This is a genomic window from Spirosoma aerolatum, from assembly GCF_002056795.1.
GTDB lineage: Bacteria > Bacteroidota > Bacteroidia > Cytophagales > Spirosomataceae > Spirosoma > Spirosoma aerolatum.
The window spans coordinates 4,091,495-4,113,799 of sequence record NZ_CP020104.1 but is presented as its reverse complement, the minus strand read 5'-3'; the positions used below and the strand labels follow the sequence as shown (position 1 = coordinate 4,113,799).

General features: G+C 49.6%; 33 protein-coding genes and 1 tRNA gene. 29 read left to right on the top strand and 5 right to left on the bottom strand.

The features are described from left to right. The 28 genes from B5M13_RS16620 to B5M13_RS16490 all read left to right on the top strand — a co-directional run bounded on the left by B5M13_RS16620 (position 1) and on the right by B5M13_RS16490 (position 16,357). Positions 1-255, top strand: coding sequence for a hypothetical protein (locus B5M13_RS16620; protein ID WP_080056733.1), 255 nt, complete (start codon positions 1-3; stop codon positions 253-255). A 12-nt stretch (positions 256-267) separates the two neighbouring features. Next, positions 268-1,041 (top strand): hypothetical protein, encoded by a 774-nt coding sequence (locus B5M13_RS16615; protein WP_080056732.1) that lies wholly within the window; start codon positions 268-270, stop codon positions 1,039-1,041. A gap of 13 nt (positions 1,042-1,054) precedes the next feature. Then, positions 1,055-2,209, top strand: a complete 1,155-nt coding sequence (locus B5M13_RS16610; protein ID WP_080056731.1) for a hypothetical protein — start codon at positions 1,055-1,057, stop codon at positions 2,207-2,209. Positions 2,210-2,224: 15 nt separating this feature from the next. Beyond that, positions 2,225-2,695, top strand: a complete 471-nt coding sequence (locus B5M13_RS16605) for a hypothetical protein (RefSeq protein WP_080056730.1) — start codon at positions 2,225-2,227, stop codon at positions 2,693-2,695. Between the two features lie 139 nt (positions 2,696-2,834). Next, the gene (locus B5M13_RS16600; RefSeq protein WP_155297264.1) at positions 2,835-3,866 is read left to right on the top strand and encodes a hypothetical protein; all 1,032 of its coding nucleotides are present in this window, start codon (positions 2,835-2,837) and stop codon (positions 3,864-3,866) included. A 46-nt stretch (positions 3,867-3,912) separates the two neighbouring features. Next, on the top strand, positions 3,913-4,236 hold the full coding sequence (locus B5M13_RS16595) for a hypothetical protein (RefSeq protein ID WP_155297263.1): 324 nt from the start codon (positions 3,913-3,915) through the stop codon (positions 4,234-4,236). 4 nt (positions 4,237-4,240) lie between these two features. Continuing rightward, complete coding sequence (locus B5M13_RS16590; RefSeq protein ID WP_080056727.1) at positions 4,241-4,423, top strand: hypothetical protein; 183 nt, start codon at positions 4,241-4,243, stop codon at positions 4,421-4,423. Between the two features lie 3 nt (positions 4,424-4,426). Further along, entirely contained in the window at positions 4,427-4,876 is a 450-nt protein-coding gene (locus tag B5M13_RS16585; protein ID WP_080056726.1) for a hypothetical protein, read from the top strand. A gap of 58 nt (positions 4,877-4,934) precedes the next feature. Next, complete coding sequence (locus tag B5M13_RS16580) at positions 4,935-5,507, top strand: hypothetical protein (protein ID WP_080056725.1); 573 nt, start codon at positions 4,935-4,937, stop codon at positions 5,505-5,507. Positions 5,508-5,585: 78 nt separating this feature from the next. After that, positions 5,586-5,984 (top strand): hypothetical protein, encoded by a 399-nt coding sequence (locus tag B5M13_RS16575; RefSeq protein ID WP_080056724.1) that lies wholly within the window; start codon positions 5,586-5,588, stop codon positions 5,982-5,984. Beyond that, positions 5,981-6,436 carry a hypothetical protein gene (locus B5M13_RS16570; RefSeq protein WP_080056723.1) on the top strand — a complete coding sequence of 152 codons (456 nt, stop codon included), beginning with the start codon at positions 5,981-5,983 and terminating at the stop codon, positions 6,434-6,436. Before B5M13_RS16575 ends, B5M13_RS16570 begins: the two co-directional genes overlap by 4 nt. Next, positions 6,433-6,810 (top strand): SH3 domain-containing protein, encoded by a 378-nt coding sequence (locus B5M13_RS16565; RefSeq protein WP_080056722.1) that lies wholly within the window; start codon positions 6,433-6,435, stop codon positions 6,808-6,810. The genes B5M13_RS16570 and B5M13_RS16565 overlap by 4 nt, the downstream gene beginning before the upstream one ends. Then, positions 6,807-7,016: a hypothetical protein gene (locus B5M13_RS16560; RefSeq protein ID WP_080056721.1), complete on the top strand. Its 210-nt coding sequence runs from the start codon at positions 6,807-6,809 to the stop codon at positions 7,014-7,016. Before B5M13_RS16565 ends, B5M13_RS16560 begins: the two co-directional genes overlap by 4 nt. Before the next feature lie 12 nt (positions 7,017-7,028). After that, entirely contained in the window at positions 7,029-7,562 is a 534-nt protein-coding gene (locus tag B5M13_RS16555) for a transglycosylase SLT domain-containing protein (protein WP_080056720.1), read from the top strand. A 106-nt stretch (positions 7,563-7,668) separates the two neighbouring features. Continuing rightward, entirely contained in the window at positions 7,669-9,429 is a 1,761-nt protein-coding gene (locus tag B5M13_RS16550) for a glycosyl hydrolase family 28-related protein (RefSeq protein WP_080056719.1), read from the top strand. Position 9,430: 1 nt separating this feature from the next. Next, positions 9,431-9,706 (top strand): hypothetical protein, encoded by a 276-nt coding sequence (locus B5M13_RS16545; protein ID WP_080056718.1) that lies wholly within the window; start codon positions 9,431-9,433, stop codon positions 9,704-9,706. A gap of 92 nt (positions 9,707-9,798) precedes the next feature. Further along, positions 9,799-10,044, top strand: a complete 246-nt coding sequence (locus B5M13_RS16540) for a hypothetical protein (RefSeq protein ID WP_080056717.1) — start codon at positions 9,799-9,801, stop codon at positions 10,042-10,044. Beyond that, positions 10,037-10,177 carry a hypothetical protein gene (locus B5M13_RS33450; protein WP_155297262.1) on the top strand — a complete coding sequence of 47 codons (141 nt, stop codon included), beginning with the start codon at positions 10,037-10,039 and terminating at the stop codon, positions 10,175-10,177. The genes B5M13_RS16540 and B5M13_RS33450 overlap by 8 nt, the downstream gene beginning before the upstream one ends. Positions 10,178-10,181: 4 nt before the next feature. Further along, a complete protein-coding gene (locus B5M13_RS16535) occupies positions 10,182-10,850 on the top strand; it encodes a transglycosylase SLT domain-containing protein (protein WP_080056716.1) in 669 nt (222 codons plus the stop codon). A gap of 12 nt (positions 10,851-10,862) precedes the next feature. Continuing rightward, positions 10,863-12,263: a sialate O-acetylesterase gene (locus B5M13_RS16530; RefSeq protein WP_080056715.1), complete on the top strand. Its 1,401-nt coding sequence runs from the start codon at positions 10,863-10,865 to the stop codon at positions 12,261-12,263. 13 nt (positions 12,264-12,276) lie between these two features. Beyond that, positions 12,277-12,468 carry a hypothetical protein gene (locus B5M13_RS16525; protein ID WP_080056714.1) on the top strand — a complete coding sequence of 64 codons (192 nt, stop codon included), beginning with the start codon at positions 12,277-12,279 and terminating at the stop codon, positions 12,466-12,468. Next, complete coding sequence (locus tag B5M13_RS16520) at positions 12,465-12,851, top strand: hypothetical protein (RefSeq protein WP_080056713.1); 387 nt, start codon at positions 12,465-12,467, stop codon at positions 12,849-12,851. Before B5M13_RS16525 ends, B5M13_RS16520 begins: the two co-directional genes overlap by 4 nt. Continuing rightward, complete coding sequence (locus B5M13_RS16515; protein ID WP_080056712.1) at positions 12,848-13,378, top strand: hypothetical protein; 531 nt, start codon at positions 12,848-12,850, stop codon at positions 13,376-13,378. Before B5M13_RS16520 ends, B5M13_RS16515 begins: the two co-directional genes overlap by 4 nt. Before the next feature lie 61 nt (positions 13,379-13,439). Continuing rightward, positions 13,440-14,426: an LPD1 domain-containing protein gene (locus B5M13_RS16510; RefSeq protein ID WP_080056711.1), complete on the top strand. Its 987-nt coding sequence runs from the start codon at positions 13,440-13,442 to the stop codon at positions 14,424-14,426. After that, entirely contained in the window at positions 14,426-14,884 is a 459-nt protein-coding gene (locus B5M13_RS16505; protein WP_080056710.1) for a hypothetical protein, read from the top strand. The genes B5M13_RS16510 and B5M13_RS16505 overlap by 1 nt, the downstream gene beginning before the upstream one ends. Before the next feature lie 11 nt (positions 14,885-14,895). Further along, positions 14,896-15,393, top strand: coding sequence for a hypothetical protein (locus B5M13_RS16500; protein ID WP_080056709.1), 498 nt, complete (start codon positions 14,896-14,898; stop codon positions 15,391-15,393). Positions 15,394-15,396: 3 nt separating this feature from the next. Then, entirely contained in the window at positions 15,397-16,008 is a 612-nt protein-coding gene (locus tag B5M13_RS16495) for a hypothetical protein (RefSeq protein WP_080056708.1), read from the top strand. A gap of 13 nt (positions 16,009-16,021) precedes the next feature. Further along, the gene (locus B5M13_RS16490; protein ID WP_080056707.1) at positions 16,022-16,357 is read left to right on the top strand and encodes a hypothetical protein; all 336 of its coding nucleotides are present in this window, start codon (positions 16,022-16,024) and stop codon (positions 16,355-16,357) included. 54 nt (positions 16,358-16,411) lie between these two features. On the opposite strand, the gene B5M13_RS16485 is transcribed toward B5M13_RS16490, so the two are convergent. From B5M13_RS16485 to B5M13_RS16465, 5 genes are all read right to left on the bottom strand, one after another. Continuing rightward, positions 16,412-17,344, bottom strand: coding sequence for a hypothetical protein (locus tag B5M13_RS16485; protein WP_155297261.1), 933 nt, complete (start codon positions 17,342-17,344; stop codon positions 16,412-16,414). A gap of 33 nt (positions 17,345-17,377) precedes the next feature. Further along, entirely contained in the window at positions 17,378-17,629 is a 252-nt protein-coding gene (locus B5M13_RS16480; protein WP_155297260.1) for a hypothetical protein, read from the bottom strand. Positions 17,630-17,773: 144 nt separating this feature from the next. Then, the gene (locus tag B5M13_RS16475; RefSeq protein WP_080056704.1) at positions 17,774-18,094 is read right to left on the bottom strand and encodes a hypothetical protein; all 321 of its coding nucleotides are present in this window, start codon (positions 18,092-18,094) and stop codon (positions 17,774-17,776) included. A 159-nt stretch (positions 18,095-18,253) separates the two neighbouring features. Continuing rightward, a complete protein-coding gene (locus B5M13_RS16470) occupies positions 18,254-19,531 on the bottom strand; it encodes a phage integrase SAM-like domain-containing protein (RefSeq protein WP_080056703.1) in 1,278 nt (425 codons plus the stop codon). A gap of 254 nt (positions 19,532-19,785) precedes the next feature. Continuing rightward, a tRNA-Ser gene (locus B5M13_RS16465) sits at positions 19,786-19,870 on the bottom strand. Between the two features lie 175 nt (positions 19,871-20,045). Between B5M13_RS16465 and purL the strand changes: the two genes are divergently transcribed. Then, positions 20,046-22,304 (top strand): phosphoribosylformylglycinamidine synthase subunit PurL, encoded by a 2,259-nt coding sequence (gene purL, locus B5M13_RS16460; RefSeq protein WP_080056702.1) that lies wholly within the window; start codon positions 20,046-20,048, stop codon positions 22,302-22,304. The last annotated feature ends 1 nt before the right edge of the window (position 22,305 follow it).

Sequence of the window (22,305 nt, the reverse complement as noted above, 5' to 3'; positions counted from 1 at the left end):
ATGCCCAGGCTCAATGACACCATTCCGTATTCCCTGCAAAACTTACTCAGGCGGTATAGTTGCAGTCGGGACGTGCTATCGGGCTGGCTGGCCACGGCTGTTGAAAACGATGAAAAAGGTAGGCCCGTGACATTGATCAACCTACTGGAACAGGCTGGGTACCGTAAAAAACAGAGCTATTTCACGCTCAGACAGTGGCGAATCATTACGGATCATTTAGATCCAATTCTTAAAAAAGACGAACTCGAATCTTAATCCAATACACTCATGGGCGTAGTCATTACCAAAGCCGCCGAAGGCTTGAAAGTGGACAAAGGGGATGGAAACCCTCAATACCTTTCTCAACCGACCATCACACCGAAAGATGGTACCATACCGACCATCATTCTGACCAGCTCATCGGGTACGGTGATTGTGACCATACCGATCAATACCCTGGATACCATCGGCGGCAACCCACCGGCCGGTAATCCAGCCGGTAGCGACATTAGCGGAATTGTGGACCAGCTCACAGCTCTGCTGAATAACCCAATTTCGGCAACCACGGCCGCAACAGCCGCCCGTCAGGACACGGGCAATACCAGCCTGGCCGCCATTAACACCGCCATTGGTGCCAAAGGCGATGCAGCCGCTAGTAGTGATACCGGTTCATTCTCGATCATCGCCTTTATCAAACGAATGCTGGGTAACTGGACTACACTTCTGGGTACTAAGTTACCGGATGCCATTGGCGGACGGGTGCCGGTAGAAATTGCGCCTTCGCAATCGAGCGTGACCCACACGGCCGGAACCATTACGACGGGTGGGACGGCGCAAACAGCGTTAGCGGCTCAAGCTGGTAGAAAGTATCTGTTGATTCAAAATATCTCAGATACGGTCATGTACATTCAACTCGACGGCGGAACCCCTACGGCAACTACATCGATGATGCTGGCGGCTAACGGCGGCTCCTGGGAGTCTCCCCCGCATTTTTGCCCCGTCGTCGCCATCAAGATCTTGTGCGCGACGACGGGGAAAGCCTTTATCACCGTAACCAACTAATCTGAAAAATGAGATGCCTATTACAAACCCTAATACAACCGGTTCGACCGATTCGGTAAACGAAGGGTCAATCAATAAGTATTTTAGTGAAAGTCGGGTACGCTCTACGCTGCTTACTGGCCTTGTTGCAGCCGTGTCGCGGGTGTTGCCTGTCGATACAGACAGCCTGTTAACTGCATGGGGCAAGGTGGTGAAGTTTCTGAACGACTTGAAGCCTGTTGCGTTTACGGGGGCTTATTCGGATTTGACGGGTACGCCAACGTTTAAGACGATCAACAGCAATTCAATTACTGGCACTGGCGATATAGCCATTACCAGTAATCCCGTCACGACGACCACGAATTCGTCTGCATCGGGTAGCATCAGTTGGGCGTGGTCAACAGCGATCAACGTCTTTAACGTCACCACGTCGGGAAACTGTACGTTTGCCAATCCGACTGGACTCAGCTTTGGTCAGCAGGGCATACTACTGGTAACGATTGGCGGAGCAGGGCATACGCTTAGTTTCGGTACGAACTGGAAATGGCCGAATTCGACTACACCCACGTTTCCGACGACTTCGGCTAGCGTTATTGAAATCAGGTTGTTTTCGGATGGTACGAACGTGTATGCGGAGTGGGCGAATCCGACCAGTTTGGTAATTGGCCCTACAGCCAGCCAAACAACAGCCCTTATAACTGCTAGAAACACGTCGAATGCGAACGCGAATGACGTTGAATGGGGACATCCTACTAGTGGCTATATGGCGACACTGGGGCACGAAAGCACGACGGGCAACCCCTTTGTTGCTTTTTTCGCTCAGGCAGGTACTGGTAATGCTACGTTTCGCACCAGAGGCTTGAAAGGCGTGGTTGTTAAGCCAACCACATCAGGAGATTTGACGTTCAACTCCATTGCGTCGGCTAATGCTGACAATCAGGCAGCTACGGAATGGGGGCGGTTCGCTGTTAGTGGTGAACTAATGATCAACACAACGACCAACAACACCCGCGACAAGTTACAGGTCAACGGCTCAATGAGCTTCAATTTCGCATCCGGTTCCGCAGACCCAACCACAACTGACCTGCCAGCCGGAAAATCCATACTTTGGAAAAACACCACATCAGGCGCCATCAAATGGTTCGTCAACGATGGCGGTACGATCAAATCGAGTGTAGCCTTCTCATAACCTCATCCAACGACCATGACAACCGAACTACTCGACTACTTTGCCGCTAACCCGTTCCTGCTGAAAACGAACTGGCTCAACTTTTCAGAGCAGGACATAGCCTACCTCATCTCGACAGGCAGCGTGAAAAAGCGGCCTGAATACCATGTCAATCTGAGCAGTGACGGTCCCTATGATACGGGTTCAGCGGAGGGAAGACTAACCTACGTACACATGCAGCCAGTGCCGGAAAACTTTGATGAAGAAGCGTTGAAAGCCTGGAAGGCACAGGGGTTTACCAATGCATTCGTGCTAAACGGAACACTGGAAACGATTGTGTACGATAGCCCCTGGTCAGTCGATTTCTTCGATCAGCAGGAAATGGAATTTACGCTTGGAGCTATTCTAAGCCTACCCAAGAAACAGGCAGCACTAACAGCCATCAACGGCGGCTTTCCTAATATCGTCATTCGGGTCAAAACGGAACCAGGTGAAACACCCACCTAACCTAGAATTCACACGAATTGACGCGAATTCAAACAAGTTCACCGAAATCTTTCGGCTTCTTTCAGGCTCCCACTCACGGGAGCCTTTTATGTTTCGGCCCTCAAGAACACTTACACAAATTCGTCGAACGGCCTACGCCATGAAATCAATCATCACTCTACTGCTCTTTGGTCTATTGGCGTGTACAATGGCCACAAATCCCCCTGAAACGTATGCGCGACCTCAAACTATTCGGCCTGGTGCTCGTGGCGTGCCTAACGGCCCTTCTGTTGTCTCGATTGATTCTCAACCAGGATTCCAAATCGTAGCCATGAACTCAGTTGATACCATCCGGCCGCGCAATGGGGTGTTTTTCACACCCGACGAACTGGAATCCATTGCCCGTAGCTCTTTGCGGTTCACGGGTTCTGCTGTACCCCAAATAAACAACCAAATCAATTTTACCTCTCAAACGACGATGGACGCACAAGAACGCGACTTTAAATTGGGGATTGCCAACCCCTTCACCTTTTTCGGAAATGGCAATGATTCCTTTGCGGTACCCGATGCATCGGCTCGCACATTTTCGTTCCGAATTACCAACACAACGCCTCAAAATGGTACAGCCCGTACCTTAACGGCCGTTCTGTTTGGTGGGTATCGGGCACTGATTACCAATGCTGTTCCGGGTCTGTTGAAAACGGGTACCTTCAACGATAAAGCCGGTAACGCGGGTCTGTCGGCGGCTTCGACGGAAACCCAGTCGATTGAAGATCTGCACGCGATGATTTTGCGTGAACCGACTGAACTGCTGGGTATCTTGTTCCGCTATGAGAACAACTCAGCTTCGCAGATCAGCTCGAAAGTGACGTTCTCCCGGATTTCGCCCTATTCGGGTGAAGAAGCGGTCATCGTATCGGTTCAACCTCAGATTTCGCAAGATCCGGCCAATCCCAACGATAAAATCTTACCACTCAGCTTGCGTGGTCAGGGTATTGTACTGGGCTATGATAAGAACGTCGAATACCCCATTCTGGCAGATACCTCGGTCGTGGTTACGCTGTTCTTGGGTGGCTCGTTCTCAGAAATGAAGGCAATGGAGAAGTTCACCAAAGATGGGCAAAGCCTGGTGAAACTCATTGGTCAATCAAACCTGATTGCCGCCCAAAACGCTGCCAACGTATTAGGCTAAGATGGTGAGCCAACCAGGTTGGCAACCGCATGTAAACCAAATAATCATGGTGCCGGTGCTTGATGGAACGCCCGCAAGCGTCGATCCAGCAACCGGCACCATGCTTGTTTCGGCTCAGTGGTGGAACCAGGCTCCTTTCGAAGAACGTCTATTTGTGCTGCTCCACGAATGTGGACACCTGGAAGCGCAAGGGGGCGAATTTGAAGCGGATCGGTGGGCACTGGAAACCTACGCACGGGAAGGGCATAGTTTACAGAAAGCGGTACTGGCCATGAAACACTACATGCCCTTCAACACAATGGAGCAGTACCAACGCGCTACCGCTCTGCTTCGGCAAGCACTTCTGTTAGAGAAATCACCCAAAGGCTGAACCCATGAAGCTCTATGTCAATTCAGCCGGTCAATTTGTAACGCTCATGCCTAAAAAACGCAAGTCCCGCTCATCGGGAACGGCCAAGCTCAAAAAAATCGTCGCTAAAGCCAAGACTATCTATAAGAAAGGCAAAGGCGGCATGAAATGGACAACGGCCATCAAAAAGGCCGCTAAAACGGTCTAATCTATGTTTAAGCAAAGCACGTTTGGCGACTCCATCTTTACCAGGGGGCATGATCACCCGTACTTGAATGCTACCGGGGATACGGTAGGGGATTCGGTGGGGGACGTGTTCCGCAAAGCCCTGGGTTTGTACGTCCCCTATGATCAGTCGGTCTTGCAACAGCAAACCGCGCTGACGACCATCAGTAGCGATGCCAAAAAAGATAACTCCTGGCTCACGGCCGCGCTGGGAATTATCAACAGTGGGGTGAATGGCTATTTCAATAACGAAGCCGCCAAAGCCACATCGACACTGAGTACCAGTGATATTCTGTCAGCCTTGCAAGCCGGGCAAACCGCCCAGGCTCAAGCAGATGCCCAGGCCAAACAAAAACAAACGCAAACGCTCATCATTGCCGGAATTGTCGGGGTCGTCCTGCTGGTGGGTGCCTATTTGGTTTTCCGCAAAAAATAATGTGTAGTGGCTCCGGGCTGGAATAGGTCAGGTTCGCTACGTTCAACTTCCAAACTCCATGAACAAGAAAGGTTTTGTTTTTAATTCGTATTTGGCCTCGCAACTGACGGGCAAAAGTGGTGGTATGCTCAATGCCACGGGTACCTACAAAGAGACTGACGGCGCTCAAATCGGTACGTTTAACAACCAGCCCGTTTACGCCAAAATCGTGAATGGACACTTAGCGGCTTACACTTACGATACGACCGGTGGTCCGCTCGTGTTCAAACCGGGTCACTGGCTGTTGAGAGCGGAAATTCTAACGGCTTCGGAAGCGGGTAACTTTTCTCAAACTGATCCAGCCACGGGTATTTATTATGCGCCGGATGTATCCGGTTTTACTGGCTCTACGTTGGGTAAAGCCCTATCGGGTGGTTCGACGGTCACCAACACCGGTGGCGGCTCGACCAATACGGGTGGTGGTTCGACGAGCACCGGTGGCGGTAGTCTGATTACCAACCTGCTGGGTGGTAGCTCGACTAGCACCGGCACCCCGCAAACAACCGCTCAGAAAAACACCAACATCCTGGTGGTGGTGGCCATCATTGCGGCCGTTGGTTTTGCGGTGTACTACTTCGCCAAGAAGCGTTAATCTCTTTCGTAGCTACCGTAACGGCTTGCCCAACCCGGATTTTGGCCGTGGGCAAGCCGTTTTTTTTCAATCAATCCCATGCGCGGAGCAACCTATTATGTCTCGGTCGATACGGCCAAGCTGTATGCGACCCCGGCCATTACCGGTGCCGTCCTATCGACCCTGAAAAAGTTTGATGAAGTCGGAGTCAGCACGGGGCAAACCACGACCGTCAACGGGGATCAGTGGTTAGAGCTGGTTCGGCTCAGTGATCAGAAAAAGGTATACGCCCTTTTGTCGACCATCTCCATGAACCCAGCCTATGGTGGCAATACGCTCCCGGACGTGACCGTAACGGCTACTAAATCGGGTAGTTCAGCGAGTACGTCCATGCTGGACAATCTGCAAACCACGCTCAAACAGAAACCCGCCCTGGCCTACGGCTCGCTGGGTGTACTCATGCTGGGTATTGGCCTTTTAATCGCAAAACTCAAATGAACGAAGCCTTAAAAAAGACGGGTCAGGTTGCCGGGAAAATTGCCCGAAATACCACCTTTCAAATCGTAGTGGGGGTATTGGCCGTGCTGGGATTTGTCTACTGGATCGGCAGGAAAATGGGCCAAAAGGAAATCCCCCAGGTGGAGTATCCCAACAAAGGGACGGGCCTTCCGGCCGGTTGGCAGGGACAAGCTGAATCGATCATCAAAGATTGCTACGACGTGGTGTATGGCTCGATTGTCTTTAGCGGGGCCAAAGATGAACTGTTCACGACGCTGCTAGGCCTGAGTGATGATCAACTGGTCTACGTCTACAATGCCTGGAACGCTCGCTATTTCCGGCTCCATAACGAAACCTTGACGCAAGCCATTGATAACGAGGTTTACTACGACTACTTCACGGGCAAGAAATCGAGCATTGTCAATAAAATGAAATCACTCAAACTCGCATGAAAAAGACCTGGATCATTCTCTTACTCATCGTGCTCATTGCCGGGGCCGTGCTGCTGACTACCCAGATCGTCAAAGCCGCCAAAGCCAGTACCGATGCCAATACCGCAACCAATCCGGCTAATAAGCTGCTGGGTAGTACAGCGAGTACGGCATTTGGAGCAAACATCAAGCTCTACGCCAATGGGGATAGCTTGCGGGTTCGCAAAAGCCCATCCCTCACCGGTGATATTATCACCACCGTTAACGCCGGAACCTTCATCGGAACCACGACCGGTACCGAAAAAACGGCCGATGACTTAACCTGGGTAGAAGTCACCCTGTCCGATGCCACCAAAGCCTACGTAGCCAAAAATTACACCTACATCATTCCATGAACGAGACACCAACCACCGGGGGTACCAATGTCTTTACCGACATTATCGATATTCTGACGGGTCGGAAAAAACCGACTGCATCGGTCGAAACGACGGTCAACATCGGGCTTGATCAAAGCTCGATGATTAACCTGGCGGCAACCGCGCTCATCGCGGGTACGCTGCTCATTCTGATTTCGATTGGCCTCAATAAACTGATCAAATAAACCGGTACGGCCATGATTTTAGAAAGCTATTACACCGGGTCGGATAAGGCTACGTTCCTGGCCAAAGTGCAGGCTATTAGTGCGGAGCTGGGCTTCGATCCCAATTGGCTAATGATCGTGATGTATAAGGAGTCACGACTCAAGCCAACGGCGTATAATTCGGGTTCGGGTGCCACGGGACTGATTCAGTTTCTTAAGTGTACCGCCCTAAAGCTCGGTACCACCACCGATGCCCTACGGGCGATGAGCGGTACCCAGCAACTCGATTACGTCAAAAAGTACCTGGGTACCTACAAAGGCCGCTACAAAAGCCTGATCGATGTGTATTTGGCGGTGTTTTATCCGGCTGCAATGGGTAAGCTGGATAGCTATGTCATTGGCGTAAAAGGATCGAGTGCCTACGATCTGAATGCCAGTATGGATCTGAGTCAAGACGGTAAATTGACCGTGCTCGATGTACGTACCTGGCTGGTGAAGGGACTACCGGCCGAAGCCACGACCTACTTAAACGACCAGACAAAAAAAAAGTCGTCACCGTTGCCTTGATCATTGGCGCGTCCGTGCTCGGTATCGCGCTATTCTACCTGGTGTACCAGCTTCATAAAAAGGGCTGGCCACGTTTACAAATACACCTTCCTGAATTAAAATTCACATGAACCTGCCAATATACCCCACCGTAACGGCTGGTCGGTACCGCGATACCGAAGCCGATTTGTTACACGTCATTTGGGACGAATTGACGCTGGCCAACAATCCCCTGGTTGATGATCCGATAACGGCCGAATCACTCAAAACGCGAAACGCTCAGTTTAAGCAATCGACGGATAAGGAGGATATTTTAGCCGGTATCGCTCTGCAACTTCAAATTAAACGGTTGCTGGGTGGAGCGGGTACCCAACGCCAATGGCTCAACGTGAAGGATTCACGCTTTGGGGCTATCGGTGACGGGATTGCGGATGACACAGCCGCGATACAGGCCGCAATTAATTTTGCCCTGGCATCTCCCAAGAAATGGGCAATCTATTTTCCCTATGGCGTATACAAGTGTAGCACGGTCCTTACCCTACCCATTCATAAAGCCAATTTTGTGGGGGATTGGGCCAAACTGAAATTCCCGGACATCACCACTGGCAACCTGCTTACTGTAACCGGATCAGGTAGTGGTGCGCCTTATCAACAGACCGGTACGGTATTGGAAGGTATGTTGATCGAAGGAGGGAGCAAGGCCAATATCACCAACGGGATGTATTTTGATACGCCAACTGAATCAGGCACATCCCATATCCGGGTTACGGATTGCAACGTGTCTGGTTGTGGGGTAGGAGTTAGTTTTGGGAATAACGCCTACTGCATCGCCTTCGATAACCTGGATAGTTGGAACAATGGTATCGGCATCCACATGCCCCCTGGAACGACCAATACGGGTGAAGGTATTTCGCTTCGGAATTGCGTTGTCCATGGAAACAACATTGGAATCAAACAGCAAAATCCGAACTGTTTGATTCAGCTCATCGGTAGCTCGGTTGATTACAATGAAGTTACCCAAATTGAGATTACGGACGGTAAGATCCAAGTTGAAGCAGGTAATCTGGAATACCGGAATTTGAGTACAGTACCCTACAAAATTTCAGGGAGTGGTTCGTACCTCTATGTGAACGGGAGCTGGTGTTCGTCCGGCCAAAACCTGGTCTATCCACCGACCATTATTCAGTGTGATAATGGTGCTTCGGCCACGTTCAACAACGTGTTTATGAACAACCTGGGTACCTCAACCCGGCGACTGGTTGGGGGCAATGCAGCCGCGAACGTGAAAGTCGAAGGCGTACGTAGCTATAGCCCAGTGACGAATAACGCGCTGATCCTATCCGATGCTGCCAATGTATTGCTGGATGGTGGGTTTACGAGTGCCTCGGTGATTGATCACTGGCGAGCGGATAGCGTTGGGATTGGTAGCCGAACGGATGCCCTGCACGTAACCAACAGTAACCTGGATCTTTCACCTACCTATTTCCATTCAGGTACACAGTCGCTGAAATGGAGCAAGCCTTTTGGTGGCGGATCTGAATCACGTATCGCTGTGATGGTGCCGATTAAACCCGGTGCCTTACTGGGGCTTGAGTACTGGATTAAGAAGCCGGGATCATCAATAGGAATTCTCTACCATACGTTCAACTGGGGGGGCGGTTTTTATGTGGATTCGGCCGGTTTGCCGTCGCTCAAGCGAATTGAAAACTTCGCAGCGCCCGATACAACGCTTTCGGCTGCTGCTCTGGACTGGACACTGATAACGATGCCGTATCCCTACCGGGCACCGTTTTGGGCTACTCACCTCTACATCGAAATTAACGGATCTGGCTGGGGTGCTGGTGGCGAATCAATCTACCTGGATGACTTTGTTGTAACGCCCTACTAATATGAAACTGCTGATCCAACGATTCTGGCTCCTATTTGAGCTGGCCGAACAGCCCGACGAAGTAGACATCGCCGGTGGTATCTGCACAGGCCTGGCTATTCCACTCAACCTTATCCCCCTGTTCAGCATGGCCACCATCAACGGGCTACTCACGATTATCATTTCTCTGTTGTCGATTGCCTGGCTGTGTATGCGGGTGTACCGCGAGTGGGGGATTACCAAGAAGTATATCGCGACACAGGGGACTCAACCGGACGATAACCATGAAGAAGATTAGATTACGGGACATTCTGATCATAGCGGCCGTGGTCGCTATCGTCGCTGATTTAACCAAACTCTACCTAAACATTCGGGAGATCAATAAGTAACATGGCACCGCGCAAAACGAAAACCTCGCAAGCAAACCGGCTCCTACGCGTCTGGTCGGATTTTGTGTTTGCGGCTCTGCACAATCCCCGAACGACGATTACCGCGCTGGGCCTGGCCGTGCCGATTCTGTACAAGGCGTATGTCATGCACGATTGGCACCTGATGATTACCGGTATTGGTACCTTCTTAAATGGCCTGTTTGCCAAAGATGCCCAAAAAGAAACCCCACAAACTACCCATGAATAAGAAACTAAAGAAATCCATCCCGCTTCTGCTCGGTGCGGCCGTGGTGGGTGGCCTATCGGCCTGGTATCTGAAAAACCGGGCACGCTGGCAGAAAGAGAATCGGGAGATTGATTTTCAAAAAGTAACGGTATAACGGTATGACACTGATTAGCCGCGCCCCTATGACGGCCGAAATGTACTATACAGCCTCGCAAGCTGTTGGAAACATGGATATTGTACGGACGATCCGTAATCAATACGGCACCTTCATCCAACAGGCTTCCCAGCTTACCAATGTGCCTTCGGCCGTCATTGAGGCTTTTTGTTTTATCGAGTCAGCCGGGAATCCTTCGGCCAAAAGTAGTGCCGGCGCGGTGGGTCTGATGCAGCTCACGCCCGATACCTGCGTAACGACCATTCACCTGGACAATAAAGACAACCGGGTGAGTGATGAGCAGTTAGATGTACTTGGTGGGTACCTGGGCACGAAATTGGTCAATATTCGCAAGCTCCGATACCTGGGCGATGAAAAGGCAGGGAATACCAAGCTAGTGGCTTCGGATGTCATAAACCCTGAAATCAACCTGTTAATCGGGGCTATGCTCCTGGGACGGCTCATCGACGAAAGCACGGATTTTCTATCCTTGACCGAACGATTGATCCGGTGGGATAAAGTGGTGTTTCGGTATAACGCTGGGTACTTCTACAAAATTAAAGCGAAAACCTTTGCCGGTGTCTTAAGTGAAGCGAAGGCAAAAGCCACGGAAACAGGTAATTATATTCTCAAACTGGTAGGGAAAAACGGGCTGCTGGATTCACTATCGTAAACGAATTCACGCTTGGCAACCGTCCGATTGGGCCTGGTCGCTGTGTTTACCCTGCTACTCACCCATACGAAATACGTCATGTCTGCAAACATCACTCCGCATATTGTTCTCCCGTATCAAAACATCGTCTACCAACGGGATTCGGATAATAAAGCCCTGGTACCGATTGACATTCAATCCGACAACACCGAAGGGGCAACCGTGCTCATCTCGTTTAGTCCCGTGCAAGGGGGAAAAGCGGTTAACCAAGTTGAATTAGGAACGATACAATCGGGTCACTGTAAGGGAGCGATCCGGCTCACCGGTGGGGACTATTCCATGAAAGTGGAGATCAAGCAAGGTTCCATGATCATCAGTAGCACGTCGATGGAGCGGGTAGGGGTCGGTGATGTGTTTGTCGTGTTTGGCCATTCGGTTGCGCAAGGCACGGCCGATGCCCTGTACGACAATCCAGATCCGCGCGTTCGGTCGGTCAACTACAACGATACCGATGCCAAAGAGGAAAACTTACCCTTCACCTTTTCGCCCCTTTCGGCTACCTCAAAGATTGCACCCTACGGCTCTGGTCCCTATGCCTGGGGGCCGTTCGGCAATAAACTCGCTGCGAGTTTAGGCGTGCCGGTGCTGCTGTTCAATACGGCCTTTGGTGGCTCGAATATTCAACAGAACTGGAAGGTCATTAACAACCAGCCCTTTGAGCATGGTTTTATCGACTACAAAAAGGGAATGCCCTATCAGACGTTGAAAGCAACGCTGTCGAAGTATATTCCGGTAACGGGTATCCGGGCGATCCTGATTCACCACGGGGTCAATGACCGTGACGTGAGCACGCGTCAGCAATTCAAGGATCAGTTTAACGACGTACTGAACCATACCCGCACCACGTTCAACCTTCCCACCCTACCCATTTTAATTGCCCTCGAAGATGCTGGCGAAGGCGCGAACAGCGTGGACGTGAGCCACATCCGGGCTGGTGCTCAGGATGTGATCGGCTCCAATTCGGCTAACTACGTCGGGGCTGACCTACTGGCACTTCGGGCGGCTAGGGCCAATCGAACCGATAAGGTGCATTTGCAACCGTCGGATTTTACGGCCTATGGGGAATTATGGGCGAATGCGTTTCTGGCCATTGCGGGGAAAACATCGGGCAAGCCATCCACACTGAGTGCGGACTATACCAGCAACGTAGCGAATGGAACGGTGTTTAGCCTGGCCAATGTCGGGGCTTATGTGCCCTCTGGAGGGACGGCGATTTGGGCGGCTCTGGTCGGGATCGTTATTGCGCTGCTGGTTGCCCGAAAAATTGTACCGGCTCTGATCCTCTTAGCACTGGTCGCGTTCGGGCTGGGTAAACGAATCGGGGTGGTCAAAACCCTACTCGATCAACAACCAACGACTCAATCAGCCACTTAAATTTTTCTACATCATGGCACGTAAATTATCTCCTGCCTTTCGCAAACAAACCGCTCGACTGGTTAAGGCCGTCGAACATGCGAAGAAAATTCGTTCGGAATCCGGGCACACGACCAAAACCGTGAAGGTCTATAATCTGGGCTGGAAGTCAGCCCTTAAGCAAAGTTTTAAGTACGTCGATAGAAACAGCAAGAAAAAGAGATGAGAGCTGTACTGGACTTTCTAACCAGCAAGCTCACGCCGGTCTGCGTACTGCTGATATTGGCTTACATCGTCTACACCGAAGTGTTCCGGCCGAACCAATTGTCTGCCAAACTAAACCAGGCACTTGCCGAAACCCGGCAGGTGCAAGCCCAATTGCATATCGTTGATGCTGAATTGAAAACAACGAAAACGGACTTACAGGCCGCTATCGGTACCGTTAACAGGCTAGATGCTGGATTACTCGATCTATCTGACTCAGTAAGCCTCATAAATGGCCGCTACCAGGCGATTAAGCGCGAAATGGATAAACAGACGGCTGTAAAGCTGGATCAATACAATCAGCAAAAGAAACGCTTACAGGCCATTCAAAATCAAGTCAGATGATACGCTTTCTTTCATTACTCTGCGTGGGAATTGTATTTAGTGGGTTAATTAGTCTGTCGGTAGTTGGGCAGGGGATTCCCTTGCCCAATCTCTCTTCGCTACCGGCTCGGCCGCTTTCTATCGATACAACCATTTCCCGGAGCGAATACCAAAAATTAGACCTGGCGCGTAGGACGCTGCTTGCGCTTTCGTTTTCGGATGCTGACCAGGTGATTGCGGCACAACAAGCCCAACTGATCGACTGTGAACAAGCCATCAGTCAGCTTGAAGCCAAAAGTCATTCGACGATTAATAGACTTCGAGATAGTTTGCAAACAGTTAAAGGGACCATTCAGAAAACCATTGCGACTACCCAAGCCACTACTCAGTCCGTGAACCAGGCGCAAAGCAAGGTATCAAATTTCGGATCGATCATCCGGGATGCCAAGCGGCTGGGTTGGACCGCTCGTATCGGGGCTTTGTCCATTGGGGTGGTTGTGGGGGTTCTCTTGCCCCCCGCAATAAATCTGTTCAAAAACGGCTTTTGACGAAATTTTCTAAATCGATCGCAGCTGCTGCACCGCCCATGGTAAAAAATATTATTTGGTTATGATCCTTAAGAAACCCATCGCCAAACTCAGTAAAATTGAAACCCGGCTTGGTCTGGTTCCGACCTTTGGGAGTAAAAAATACAGCGTCGATACCAACACCCGGATTAGTGTTGGTAGCCGGCTAAATGACTACTGGGATGAAAACGGATTTACCCAGGTGTACCGGGGTTTTTCCAAAACCAATCGGGCGGTTTCAACCGTCGATATAAACCGGGCGGTGCTCAAGTTCCGCTTAAAGGGCATTGAGTTCGGCCGGTGGCTCACCAACGATGATGCCTACAATTACCTGGCTGCTTTGGTCATTGCGTTGTCGGACCTAAGCAAAATCGTAGGCTACACCAATATTGGCTTCAGTGGGACCATCGGCATTGCGTTTGGTGCCCGTGGCTACCAGCACGCGGCCGGGCATTTTGAGCCGGATACGATGATGATTAACCTCACGCGCTACAAACGCTACATCATCAATCCCCTGACCGGCCAAAAGATCGATGTCGATAAAAAAACCAAGTTCATTGAAACCGGTGGGGTGGGTGCCCTGGCGCACGAGTACGGCCATGCCATCGATTATTTCTTTGGTACCTACGTCGAACAGGACCGCTTTTACCGCTCACTCACCTATGGCCATGATACGAGTTTGATTACCAAAAATGTCTATAAAAAAGGCTCATTACGGTATCAAATGACAGAAATCATCAAGGCCATTCAGCAAACCGGCTCGTACAATAAAATGCGGGACGGGCTAGTGAAGAAAGGGGAATCCGATTCGTACTGGCTTCGACACAACGAGCTTTGGGCGCGTCTGTTTGAAGTGTGGGTCAATTACAAAATGCGCGAAAAAGGGATAACCAACACCTTTTTGCATAAGGAGAAGTACAAACGGCTCGCCAAAACAATGGGCTGTTATCAGACGCAAACGGAGTTTTCACGCATCCGGCCGCTAGTGGATAAATTGATGCGGGACATTGCAAAACTGGCTAGTAACTAATGTGGATTGCGTTTAAGAATCGGTTTCACGACAATGATATACCCGGTATGATCATCGCTGGTTTTACCGGCTCGAACTGGATTCATTGTGAACTGATCGATCCAGAAGCGGCCATGTCTGTATCGAGCTGGGTAGTCACCGGTGGCGTAGCGATCCGGCCAACAACAAACACGATACGGTACCCACAGTACTTTGAGATATACGACCTGGGTGAGTTCGATACATCAGACGTGGCAACCTTCCTAAAGTCACAACTGGGAAAGGGCTATGACTGGAAAAGTATCTACCTGACCTATGGCCTCCCGTTTGGAAGTGAGCGGCCGGATGCGTGGACGTGCGCGGAGCTGGTGTACCAGGCTCTTATGCACACACCGGTACAAGTACCACATGGGTTGGCCGGTGTAACGCCGGGGAGCCTACGAGACATGATTAGACAAAACTATCCTAGAATACTTTAACAATTTGGATTATGGGCTATAAGAGTGGTGATATAGTGGGTACCTGGGTAACTGGTCATTTTGAAGGGGGGCCGTTTAATCCTCAATTTGTTGCGGAAACCTATACCTGGCGGGTTCGCTATGTGGCTAAGTATGATGTGTGGATCTTGACCGCTTCAACGTCACTGGGTAGTTGGGGTGGACATGAAATCGTTCAATCGGCTACGAATCTGAACCAGTGGAAAGAACATCTTGATCCCAATTTCTTGAGTAGTAACTACGTCAATCTACTAGCGACTAATTCCGTACTCAGCAAAATGAATTTGAGTAACGAACAGCAATTGGGGGATAACTATACAAGCGATAACAGCACGCCAATGCCTGATCCTGGAACCGGAACCAATAACCTGACTACTACCAATACAGGTAATGGGGGTAGTGGTGGGGCTGGTTTTCAGATTAATACGACCTATATTCTGATTGGTGCCATCGTCATTGTCATTGCAATGATCATGGCTAAACGTAAATGAGCTATGCAACTGAATGCGACGGGTTTTCCACAATACGCAGTACCGTTCTATTCTGCCTATATCAATGAGGACTGTAAATTGAAATCAGACCTGGCGGCTGACTATGTTCCGCTTTCTGGATTGTCGGAAAGTTGCCAACAGGTTAATGCCTTAATTGAAGCAATTAACCAGCCCTATACGGGAAACTCGACGGCTGAACGGTTGGCCTGGCTGAAACGTCGTAGAACACTTTTAATTCAGCGTTCACAGATAATTGCTCAAGCCTTGAAGGAGTTGGGTAGTACGGATACCGTCGATCATACGGCTACGGATATACGTACGGTATCGGGACTCGTAGGAACCTTTACGGCGGCTTTACCGGGTATTGGAACAGCCATCGGCCTGGCCGTATCGACGGTTGGTCAGTTGTTTGGTGGGCTGATCGATACGACGAAAAGCAATACCGAAAAACGAAATGAAGAAATCGCGCTATATAAAGCGGATTTTGCCGGACTGGAAGATGTATTAAACCAAACCAATCAGGAAATTGACCGATTGAGCCTGGTTCAGTACTCACTTTGGGGAGTACTGGCTATCCTATTGATTGTGCTTTTTGTGAAGAATAAAAAGAGCTAAAACCACCAAGACCATGAAACCAAACCAGAAAGACACGATTCTATTAGTTCTTTGCTTTGCTGCCCTTGCCTATGCAATTTATTCGTTGCTGAATAAGAATAAACAACCCGTTCAGACAACTTCGCAAACGACGCAGAACCTAACCACGAGTCAACAGCCAGCTACACAAACTGATGTATCAAAGACGAATACGTTGGCGGCTCTGTTTGCGGCATCCCCTCAAAAACAATCTGTATCTATCGATACACTGACCAATATTTCTCCATTTCTTCAGGAGCGATTAAATGCGATTCAGTCAGCATCGGCACAAGGTTCCCGATTATTCGGATCGAACAAATCACTTATTTAGATCATAGGTTGGTAGTTAAAAAGCCCGTCTAAATCTGGACGGGCTTTTTTGATATTAATGTGCTGTTGCGCTTGCTACGATTACAATTCCAAATAAAATGCCGGTTGCTATACCGAAATTCCCCCATACTTTACGCGACTTAATGCGTTTTGCTTCTTGCGTGTAACCGGTATAGTAGTTATTATTTTGGGCAAGTTGATTATTTGGAAAACCTAATCGGTCTTGGCTAGGCGCGGTCGATGAACAGGCGATTGCTGGAATAAGCCCTAAGATTGGTCCAACTAAAAAGGTTGTTAAAAACGTGCCCGTTCCGGCTCCATGATACCCATTGTAGTAGCGTTTGGCATCCGTTTGGCCTTGATTATACAGGTCAGCATAATTTTGATTGACTGGCTGTACAGGTGCATTGTCCGGGGTGTTGGCAACGAAATTAGATGATGGTACGACGGTAACGGTTTTCGATTTTTCAACTAATGTCAACTCCTTAAATTGACGAATTACTTTCTGACTTCGTCCATTTTTGTCAAGATCAACAACGGCAGAACCCCTTCTTGAGTTTATCTCGGTAACTCGTCCCTGGTATGTACTGCCATAATAGTCAGTTTTTACAACATCGCCAATGCCAAAGCCACCCGTTTGGGCGTAGTTGATCGATGTATTGGCGTCTGGATTTACATAGGAGCTGGCGGGAACCTGCTGGGTTGTTTCATTAAGATTTTCGGTTGTACCATTCTCGTACTTGATTGAGCTAGCCGTATTTTTTAGAATGGTAATCAGTGGGCCATTAATGTTGTCGAATCGTTTGTACTTGATTTCTTGAGGGGTAATCTCTTGGACTTTTACTTTAATCTCATTGCCATTTTTGAGTGTCAGAATATCCTGAGCATGGGTAGCGGAAACGGTTAATAAAGCAATAAGGAAAGCGATAGGTAGGACAAGTTGTTTCATATTTATATGATGGTTTTGGGTGGAAAGATAATAATACAATCCATTTACTAATGTGTACTTTACTTTTCGGCATCAATGGCAATATAGAATCTCTTCCCACTCGTGCTGGAGCTTTTTAATTGGGTCGCTTAGGGGCGTTCCGTCAATGGCTTGGACGGGTAGGTAGGTATAGTTGCCTAGCGAGTCAATTAAAGCAACGGTCAGCAGTTGAATGTCGTTTTTCAGCATTCGTGTCAGTAAATCAAGTGCAACCTCTACGTCATAATTGAGTAGCATGAAGGGGTAAAGCTCCCCTTCTGGATTGATCGTGGTTGCAGCTACCATGTACATATCATCTGACCAGTAAAACCATTTTAAATAATACCTGTAAACATATGTTATTTATTAGGTTTTGAATGTATTAATTAGGAAATGGCCATAGAAGGAGATTTTCAATAAAAAAGCCTGGTCATTAACCAGGCTGCATTTTTAATCGATTTCTCCTTCATCGGTTGGCCAGTAGTGCGCTCGTTCGGCCTGGGCTACCAGGTACACCTTATCCAGCACGTCGTGACGCTCGGCCACACGAAGAAGGGATTCACGCCGGTTCTTGGGTAGACCAGGTAAGTAGATCCCATAGTAGGCGTGAACCTGGTTGTAAATGCGTTTCCAGACTTCGGATTCAGCGTCACCACTGAGTTTGGCGATGTTGTGAACCAGTAAATACACCTGGGTGCGGTACTGATGACCACGAAAGGGAGAGCCACTTGCATAAGTGCCCCTACCCACATACTTTTGCGGGGTAGACATTTGAACTGCTGTTTTAGGTGTTTACAACCCCTTCGCTCTTCCGGCAAGTTGAAGCGTTGGGGTTTTTTGTTAGTGATAACTGCTTGATTGATAGGTTAATATACAATGAAAAAACCGCGTTTTCAAGCCAGAAACGCGGTTTTTGTTTATGGTATAGGACTATGACTCCTGGACAATTTGCGGCTTTAAGCCTAGTTCCCGAATCATTCGTCGTTCATCGATATGGCCATAGTGCTTTAAGTACTGGGTAGAGCTTAAGCCCATCATCTTGGCCGTCGTGTTCACGTCGGTTGCTTCTTCATTGAGATTATGGTCAGCAAACGTTTTTCGGGCGGCTTTGCTAGTGAGTTCCTTATCAAACCCTAAATAGGCCGATATAAGTGTCAATCCATCGTTAAACTGGGTTCGGGAATAGGTAGGCAGTTTTGAAAACCCACCATATTTGGTGGCCAGTTCAAAGCAAATAGGTTTCAAGGGAGCAATCATATACTTTTTGGTCTTTTGCCGCTTCTTCTTGACAAACCAGATGCCATCGGTAATCTTGATCGACTGATCCGGGTTACTCACAAAACGGTTGTATTCACCTAAGTGGGTGCCAATAGCCTGCATAAATAGAAAGGCATCCCGAACCCGGTCCAGCCGCTCGATGCGTGCCTGTTTAATGGGTAGGGTGGAAAAGTCGAAGGTTTGCAGTTTCCTTAATTCCTCCGGTGACAAAAAGACCAGCTCATCGGGGTCGGGTTCTTCGGTATCGATCTTATAGGGAGCAATCGGATTGGTGCGGGTGTATTTTTTGAGAACAGCAAAATCGACCAGGCGTTTGATGTGGTATAGGTGCTTGGCCAGATAGTTGGTGGCAAATCGTTTGTTTCCCCACTTTTTGAAGTCATTTAACCAGGCTTCGTCGATCTCTTCAATAAAAGCCCGTTCCTGCTTACTATCGCCCAGGTATTCCAGGATATTGTTGTTGTATCGATCATTGGTTTCGTAGGTATCCTGGGTAATAAAGCCTTTCGTAGCCAGTTCATCAGGATCGTCGCTGATTCGATCTTTCTGATCTTCCATAAACTTGCGGATAACCTGACTGATCGAATACCTTACCCGCTTTTTCCCTCGGTATAGTTCCAGCACTTGACCAGGTGTTAACTCTGCATCGTCCTGGTCCAGTAGGTTGAAGGCTTTTTTGAGTCGGACTTTAATTCGGTCTAGGGTTTCATTGTCCTGGTCTGCGGTCGGTGCCGCGTCGGTGACTCGCTGTTTAGCCTGGTTCCAGTACTTGGGGTTGATCTTAATGTTGGTGGATGTGTCGGCCGTCTGGCCATTGACGGTAATTCGGGCGTAGATAGCAACTTCAACCGGTTTAGGTTTTCCTTTTTTTGATTCGCGATAATTCCGACGAAGTTTAAAAAGAATCTGCATTCGATTTAGGTGAAACATAGCTCACAATATTTTGGTGAGCTATCGCGGAAACAGAAACTATGACAAATGAAGAATGATGTATATTAAGCGGAGTTCACTTTATTAAACGTAGTGGTCCGAAAGGTGTACCCAATTTTTAAAATTGTGTATCCGATTTTGAACCCGTTTGGAAAGTGTGTGAAAATCAGGGAAATTGGGAGCGGAACGGGCATAAAAAAAACCAATCCGCTAGTGCAAATTGGCTTTCTTACGTAACCCTGCGATGGGTTTTGCAGAGAGAGAGGGATTCGAACCCCCGGACCTGTTACAGTCTTCGGTTTTCAAGACCGACGCAATCGACCACTCTGCCATCTCTCTTTCTGGGTGCAAATATACAAGCCTTTTAAGATTTGTCAACCCATACCGGGGCAATTTTAGGCAAAAAGCCTAATTTTGGACCAGATTTAAAGAGTGAAAGAGCGAAAGAGTGAATGAGCGTAATGTAACCGCCTTCTTTTAACCGCTCTTTCGCTCTTTCACTCTTTCGCTCTTTATGGATACCCTCGAAACGCTCCCTACTGTTGAAACCGCCCGGAAATTGGGCCTGTTACCGGATGAATTTGACCGCATTGCCCAGATTCTGGGGCGGAAACCCAACTTTACCGAACTGAGTATCTTCTCGGTGATGTGGTCCGAACACTGCTCCTATAAAAATTCGATCGTCTGGCTTAAAACCCTGCCGCGCGATTCGGAACGGATGCTGGCCAAAGCTGGGGAAGAAAATGCCGGTCTGGTCGATATTGGCGATGGGCTGGCCTGTTCGTTCAAGATCGAATCGCACAACCACCCGTCGGCGCTGGAACCCTACCAGGGGGCGGCTACCGGGGTGGGCGGTATCAACCGGGATATTTTTACGATGGGGGCTCGCCCAATTGCCCAGCTCAATTCGCTCCGGTTTGGCGACCTGAGCCTGACCAAAACCCGTCGTCTGCTGCGCGGTGTTGTGAAAGGTATCGGCGATTACGGCAATGCATTTGGTATCCCAACCGTTGGCGGGGAGATTTATTTTGATGAGTGCTACAATACCAACCCACTCGTGAATGCCTTCTCGGCCGGGATTGTCGAAGTCGGAAAGGTAGCCAAGGCAACCAGCTATGGGGTCGGTAACCCGGTGTTTATTGTGGGGTCGGCTACGGGTAAAGACGGTATCCACGGCGCTACCTTTGCCTCGGAAGATATCACGGCCGCTTCGACCGACAAACTGCCTGCGGTGCAGGTAGGGGACCCCTTCATGGAAAAACTCCTGCTCGAAGCCACCCTCGAAATTATCGCTACTGGCTACGTAATCGGGATTCAGGATATGGGTGCGGCTGGGATCATCTGCTCGACTTCGGAAATGAGTGCCAAAGGCGAACACGGTATGATTATCGATCTCGACAAAGTGCCGACCCGGCAACCCAACATGGCCCCGTTTGAGATTCTGCTGTCGGAGTCGCAGGAGCGCATGCTGGTGGTTATCGAGAAAGGCAAGGAGTCGGTCATTCAGGCTATTTTCGACAAGTGGGATCTGAACTGTGCCCAGATTGGCGAGGTAACCCCCCCAGACGCTGAAGGAGTGGGCAGATTGCATTTTTACCGCTATGGCGAACTGGTGGCCGATGTCCCCGCCTACGATCTGGTACTGGGTGGCGGTGCTCCGCAGTATCAGCGTGAATACAAAGAACCGGCTTATATAAAAGAGTACGCCAAGTTCGATCCGTCGGACGTCGATGACATCGAAACGTCGGAGATTGCCGACGTAGCCAAACACCTGTTGTCGCACCCGAATATCTGCTCACGAAAGTGGGTATACGAGCAATACGACTCAATGGTGGGAACGGCCAACCGGAGCACCAATGCACCATCGGATGCCGCTGTCGTACGGGTAAAAGGCCCCGGTCTGCCAGAAACCGATAAATCCATTGTGATTACGGTCGATTGCAACAGCCGATACGTGAATGCGAACCCGCGTCAGGGCGCCATGATCGCTGTGGCCGAAGCCTGTCGGAACATTGTTTGTTCGGGCGGAGAACCCCTGGCTGTAACCAATAACCTCAATTTCGGAAATCCCTACGTGCCGGAAGTGTACTGGCAGTTTGTGGAAGCGGTACAGGGAATGGGTGAAGCCTGCCGTCGGTTCAGTACGCCGGTAACGGGTGGAAACGTGAGCTTCTACAACCAAAGCTCCGATGATGGCCCGGTGTTCCCAACACCGACAATCGGTATGCTTGGGCTTATGGAAAATCCAGTGCACCAGACAACACTGAATTTCAAAGCGACTGGGGATCTGATCTATCTGGTTGGGCCATCGACCAGCGATATCGCGTCGTCGGAATACCTGTATTCGTACCGGGGCATCAAAGCATCGCCCGCTCCCTATTTCGACTTTGAAACTGAATGGCGTGTGCAGGAAGGTATCAAAACGATGATTCGGAACGGCTGGCTTCAGTCGGCACACGACGTATCGGATGGAGGGTTGTTTGTTACGCTGGCGGAGTCGGCCATGACCGGTAATAAAGGATTCACGATTGAAACCGATACGCGCTACCGGACCGATGCGTTCCTGTTTGGTGAGAGCCAGAGCCGGGTAGTCATTTCGGTTTCGCCTGATCAGCAGCAGCATGTCGTTGGGTATCTGGAAGATAGCATTCTGCCGTTCCAATTTCTGGGTACCGTAACCGATGGCGATTTCAGCATCGATACTGCAACGGTTATGTCGGTGTCGGATGCGAAAGGGCTGTATGATAACGCATTAGGCGAAATCATGAAGTAAT

Coding starts and splice junctions, on each gene's coding strand:
- B5M13_RS16510 (WP_080056711.1), top strand. CDS start 13,440: ATGATCCTTAAGAAACCCATCGCCAAACTCAGTAAAATTGAAACCCGG.
- B5M13_RS16605 (WP_080056730.1), top strand. CDS start 2,225: ATGACAACCGAACTACTCGACTACTTTGCCGCTAACCCGTTCCTGCTG.
- B5M13_RS16600 (WP_155297264.1), top strand. CDS start 2,835: ATGAAATCAATCATCACTCTACTGCTCTTTGGTCTATTGGCGTGTACA.
- B5M13_RS16565 (WP_080056722.1), top strand. CDS start 6,433: ATGAAAAAGACCTGGATCATTCTCTTACTCATCGTGCTCATTGCCGGG.
- B5M13_RS16540 (WP_080056717.1), top strand. CDS start 9,799: ATGGCACCGCGCAAAACGAAAACCTCGCAAGCAAACCGGCTCCTACGC.
- B5M13_RS16500 (WP_080056709.1), top strand. CDS start 14,896: ATGGGCTATAAGAGTGGTGATATAGTGGGTACCTGGGTAACTGGTCAT.
- B5M13_RS16520 (WP_080056713.1), top strand. CDS start 12,465: ATGAGAGCTGTACTGGACTTTCTAACCAGCAAGCTCACGCCGGTCTGC.
- B5M13_RS16560 (WP_080056721.1), top strand. CDS start 6,807: ATGAACGAGACACCAACCACCGGGGGTACCAATGTCTTTACCGACATT.
- B5M13_RS16620 (WP_080056733.1), top strand. CDS start 1: ATGCCCAGGCTCAATGACACCATTCCGTATTCCCTGCAAAACTTACTC.
- B5M13_RS16525 (WP_080056714.1), top strand. CDS start 12,277: ATGGCACGTAAATTATCTCCTGCCTTTCGCAAACAAACCGCTCGACTG.
- B5M13_RS33450 (WP_155297262.1), top strand. CDS start 10,037: ATGAATAAGAAACTAAAGAAATCCATCCCGCTTCTGCTCGGTGCGGCC.
- B5M13_RS16495 (WP_080056708.1), top strand. CDS start 15,397: ATGCAACTGAATGCGACGGGTTTTCCACAATACGCAGTACCGTTCTAT.
- B5M13_RS16610 (WP_080056731.1), top strand. CDS start 1,055: ATGCCTATTACAAACCCTAATACAACCGGTTCGACCGATTCGGTAAAC.
- B5M13_RS16550 (WP_080056719.1), top strand. CDS start 7,669: ATGAACCTGCCAATATACCCCACCGTAACGGCTGGTCGGTACCGCGAT.
- B5M13_RS16615 (WP_080056732.1), top strand. CDS start 268: ATGGGCGTAGTCATTACCAAAGCCGCCGAAGGCTTGAAAGTGGACAAA.
- B5M13_RS16505 (WP_080056710.1), top strand. CDS start 14,426: ATGTGGATTGCGTTTAAGAATCGGTTTCACGACAATGATATACCCGGT.
- B5M13_RS16480 (WP_155297260.1), bottom strand. CDS start 17,629: ATGGTAGCTGCAACCACGATCAATCCAGAAGGGGAGCTTTACCCCTTC.
- B5M13_RS16595 (WP_155297263.1), top strand. CDS start 3,913: ATGGTGCCGGTGCTTGATGGAACGCCCGCAAGCGTCGATCCAGCAACC.
- B5M13_RS16535 (WP_080056716.1), top strand. CDS start 10,182: ATGACACTGATTAGCCGCGCCCCTATGACGGCCGAAATGTACTATACA.
- purL (WP_080056702.1), top strand. CDS start 20,046: ATGGATACCCTCGAAACGCTCCCTACTGTTGAAACCGCCCGGAAATTG.
- B5M13_RS16570 (WP_080056723.1), top strand. CDS start 5,981: ATGAACGAAGCCTTAAAAAAGACGGGTCAGGTTGCCGGGAAAATTGCC.
- B5M13_RS16470 (WP_080056703.1), bottom strand. CDS start 19,531: ATGTTTCACCTAAATCGAATGCAGATTCTTTTTAAACTTCGTCGGAAT.
- B5M13_RS16575 (WP_080056724.1), top strand. CDS start 5,586: ATGCGCGGAGCAACCTATTATGTCTCGGTCGATACGGCCAAGCTGTAT.
- B5M13_RS16580 (WP_080056725.1), top strand. CDS start 4,935: ATGAACAAGAAAGGTTTTGTTTTTAATTCGTATTTGGCCTCGCAACTG.
- B5M13_RS16515 (WP_080056712.1), top strand. CDS start 12,848: ATGATACGCTTTCTTTCATTACTCTGCGTGGGAATTGTATTTAGTGGG.
- B5M13_RS16475 (WP_080056704.1), bottom strand. CDS start 18,094: ATGTCTACCCCGCAAAAGTATGTGGGTAGGGGCACTTATGCAAGTGGC.
- B5M13_RS16585 (WP_080056726.1), top strand. CDS start 4,427: ATGTTTAAGCAAAGCACGTTTGGCGACTCCATCTTTACCAGGGGGCAT.
- B5M13_RS16555 (WP_080056720.1), top strand. CDS start 7,029: ATGATTTTAGAAAGCTATTACACCGGGTCGGATAAGGCTACGTTCCTG.
- B5M13_RS16545 (WP_080056718.1), top strand. CDS start 9,431: ATGAAACTGCTGATCCAACGATTCTGGCTCCTATTTGAGCTGGCCGAA.
- B5M13_RS16490 (WP_080056707.1), top strand. CDS start 16,022: ATGAAACCAAACCAGAAAGACACGATTCTATTAGTTCTTTGCTTTGCT.
- B5M13_RS16590 (WP_080056727.1), top strand. CDS start 4,241: ATGAAGCTCTATGTCAATTCAGCCGGTCAATTTGTAACGCTCATGCCT.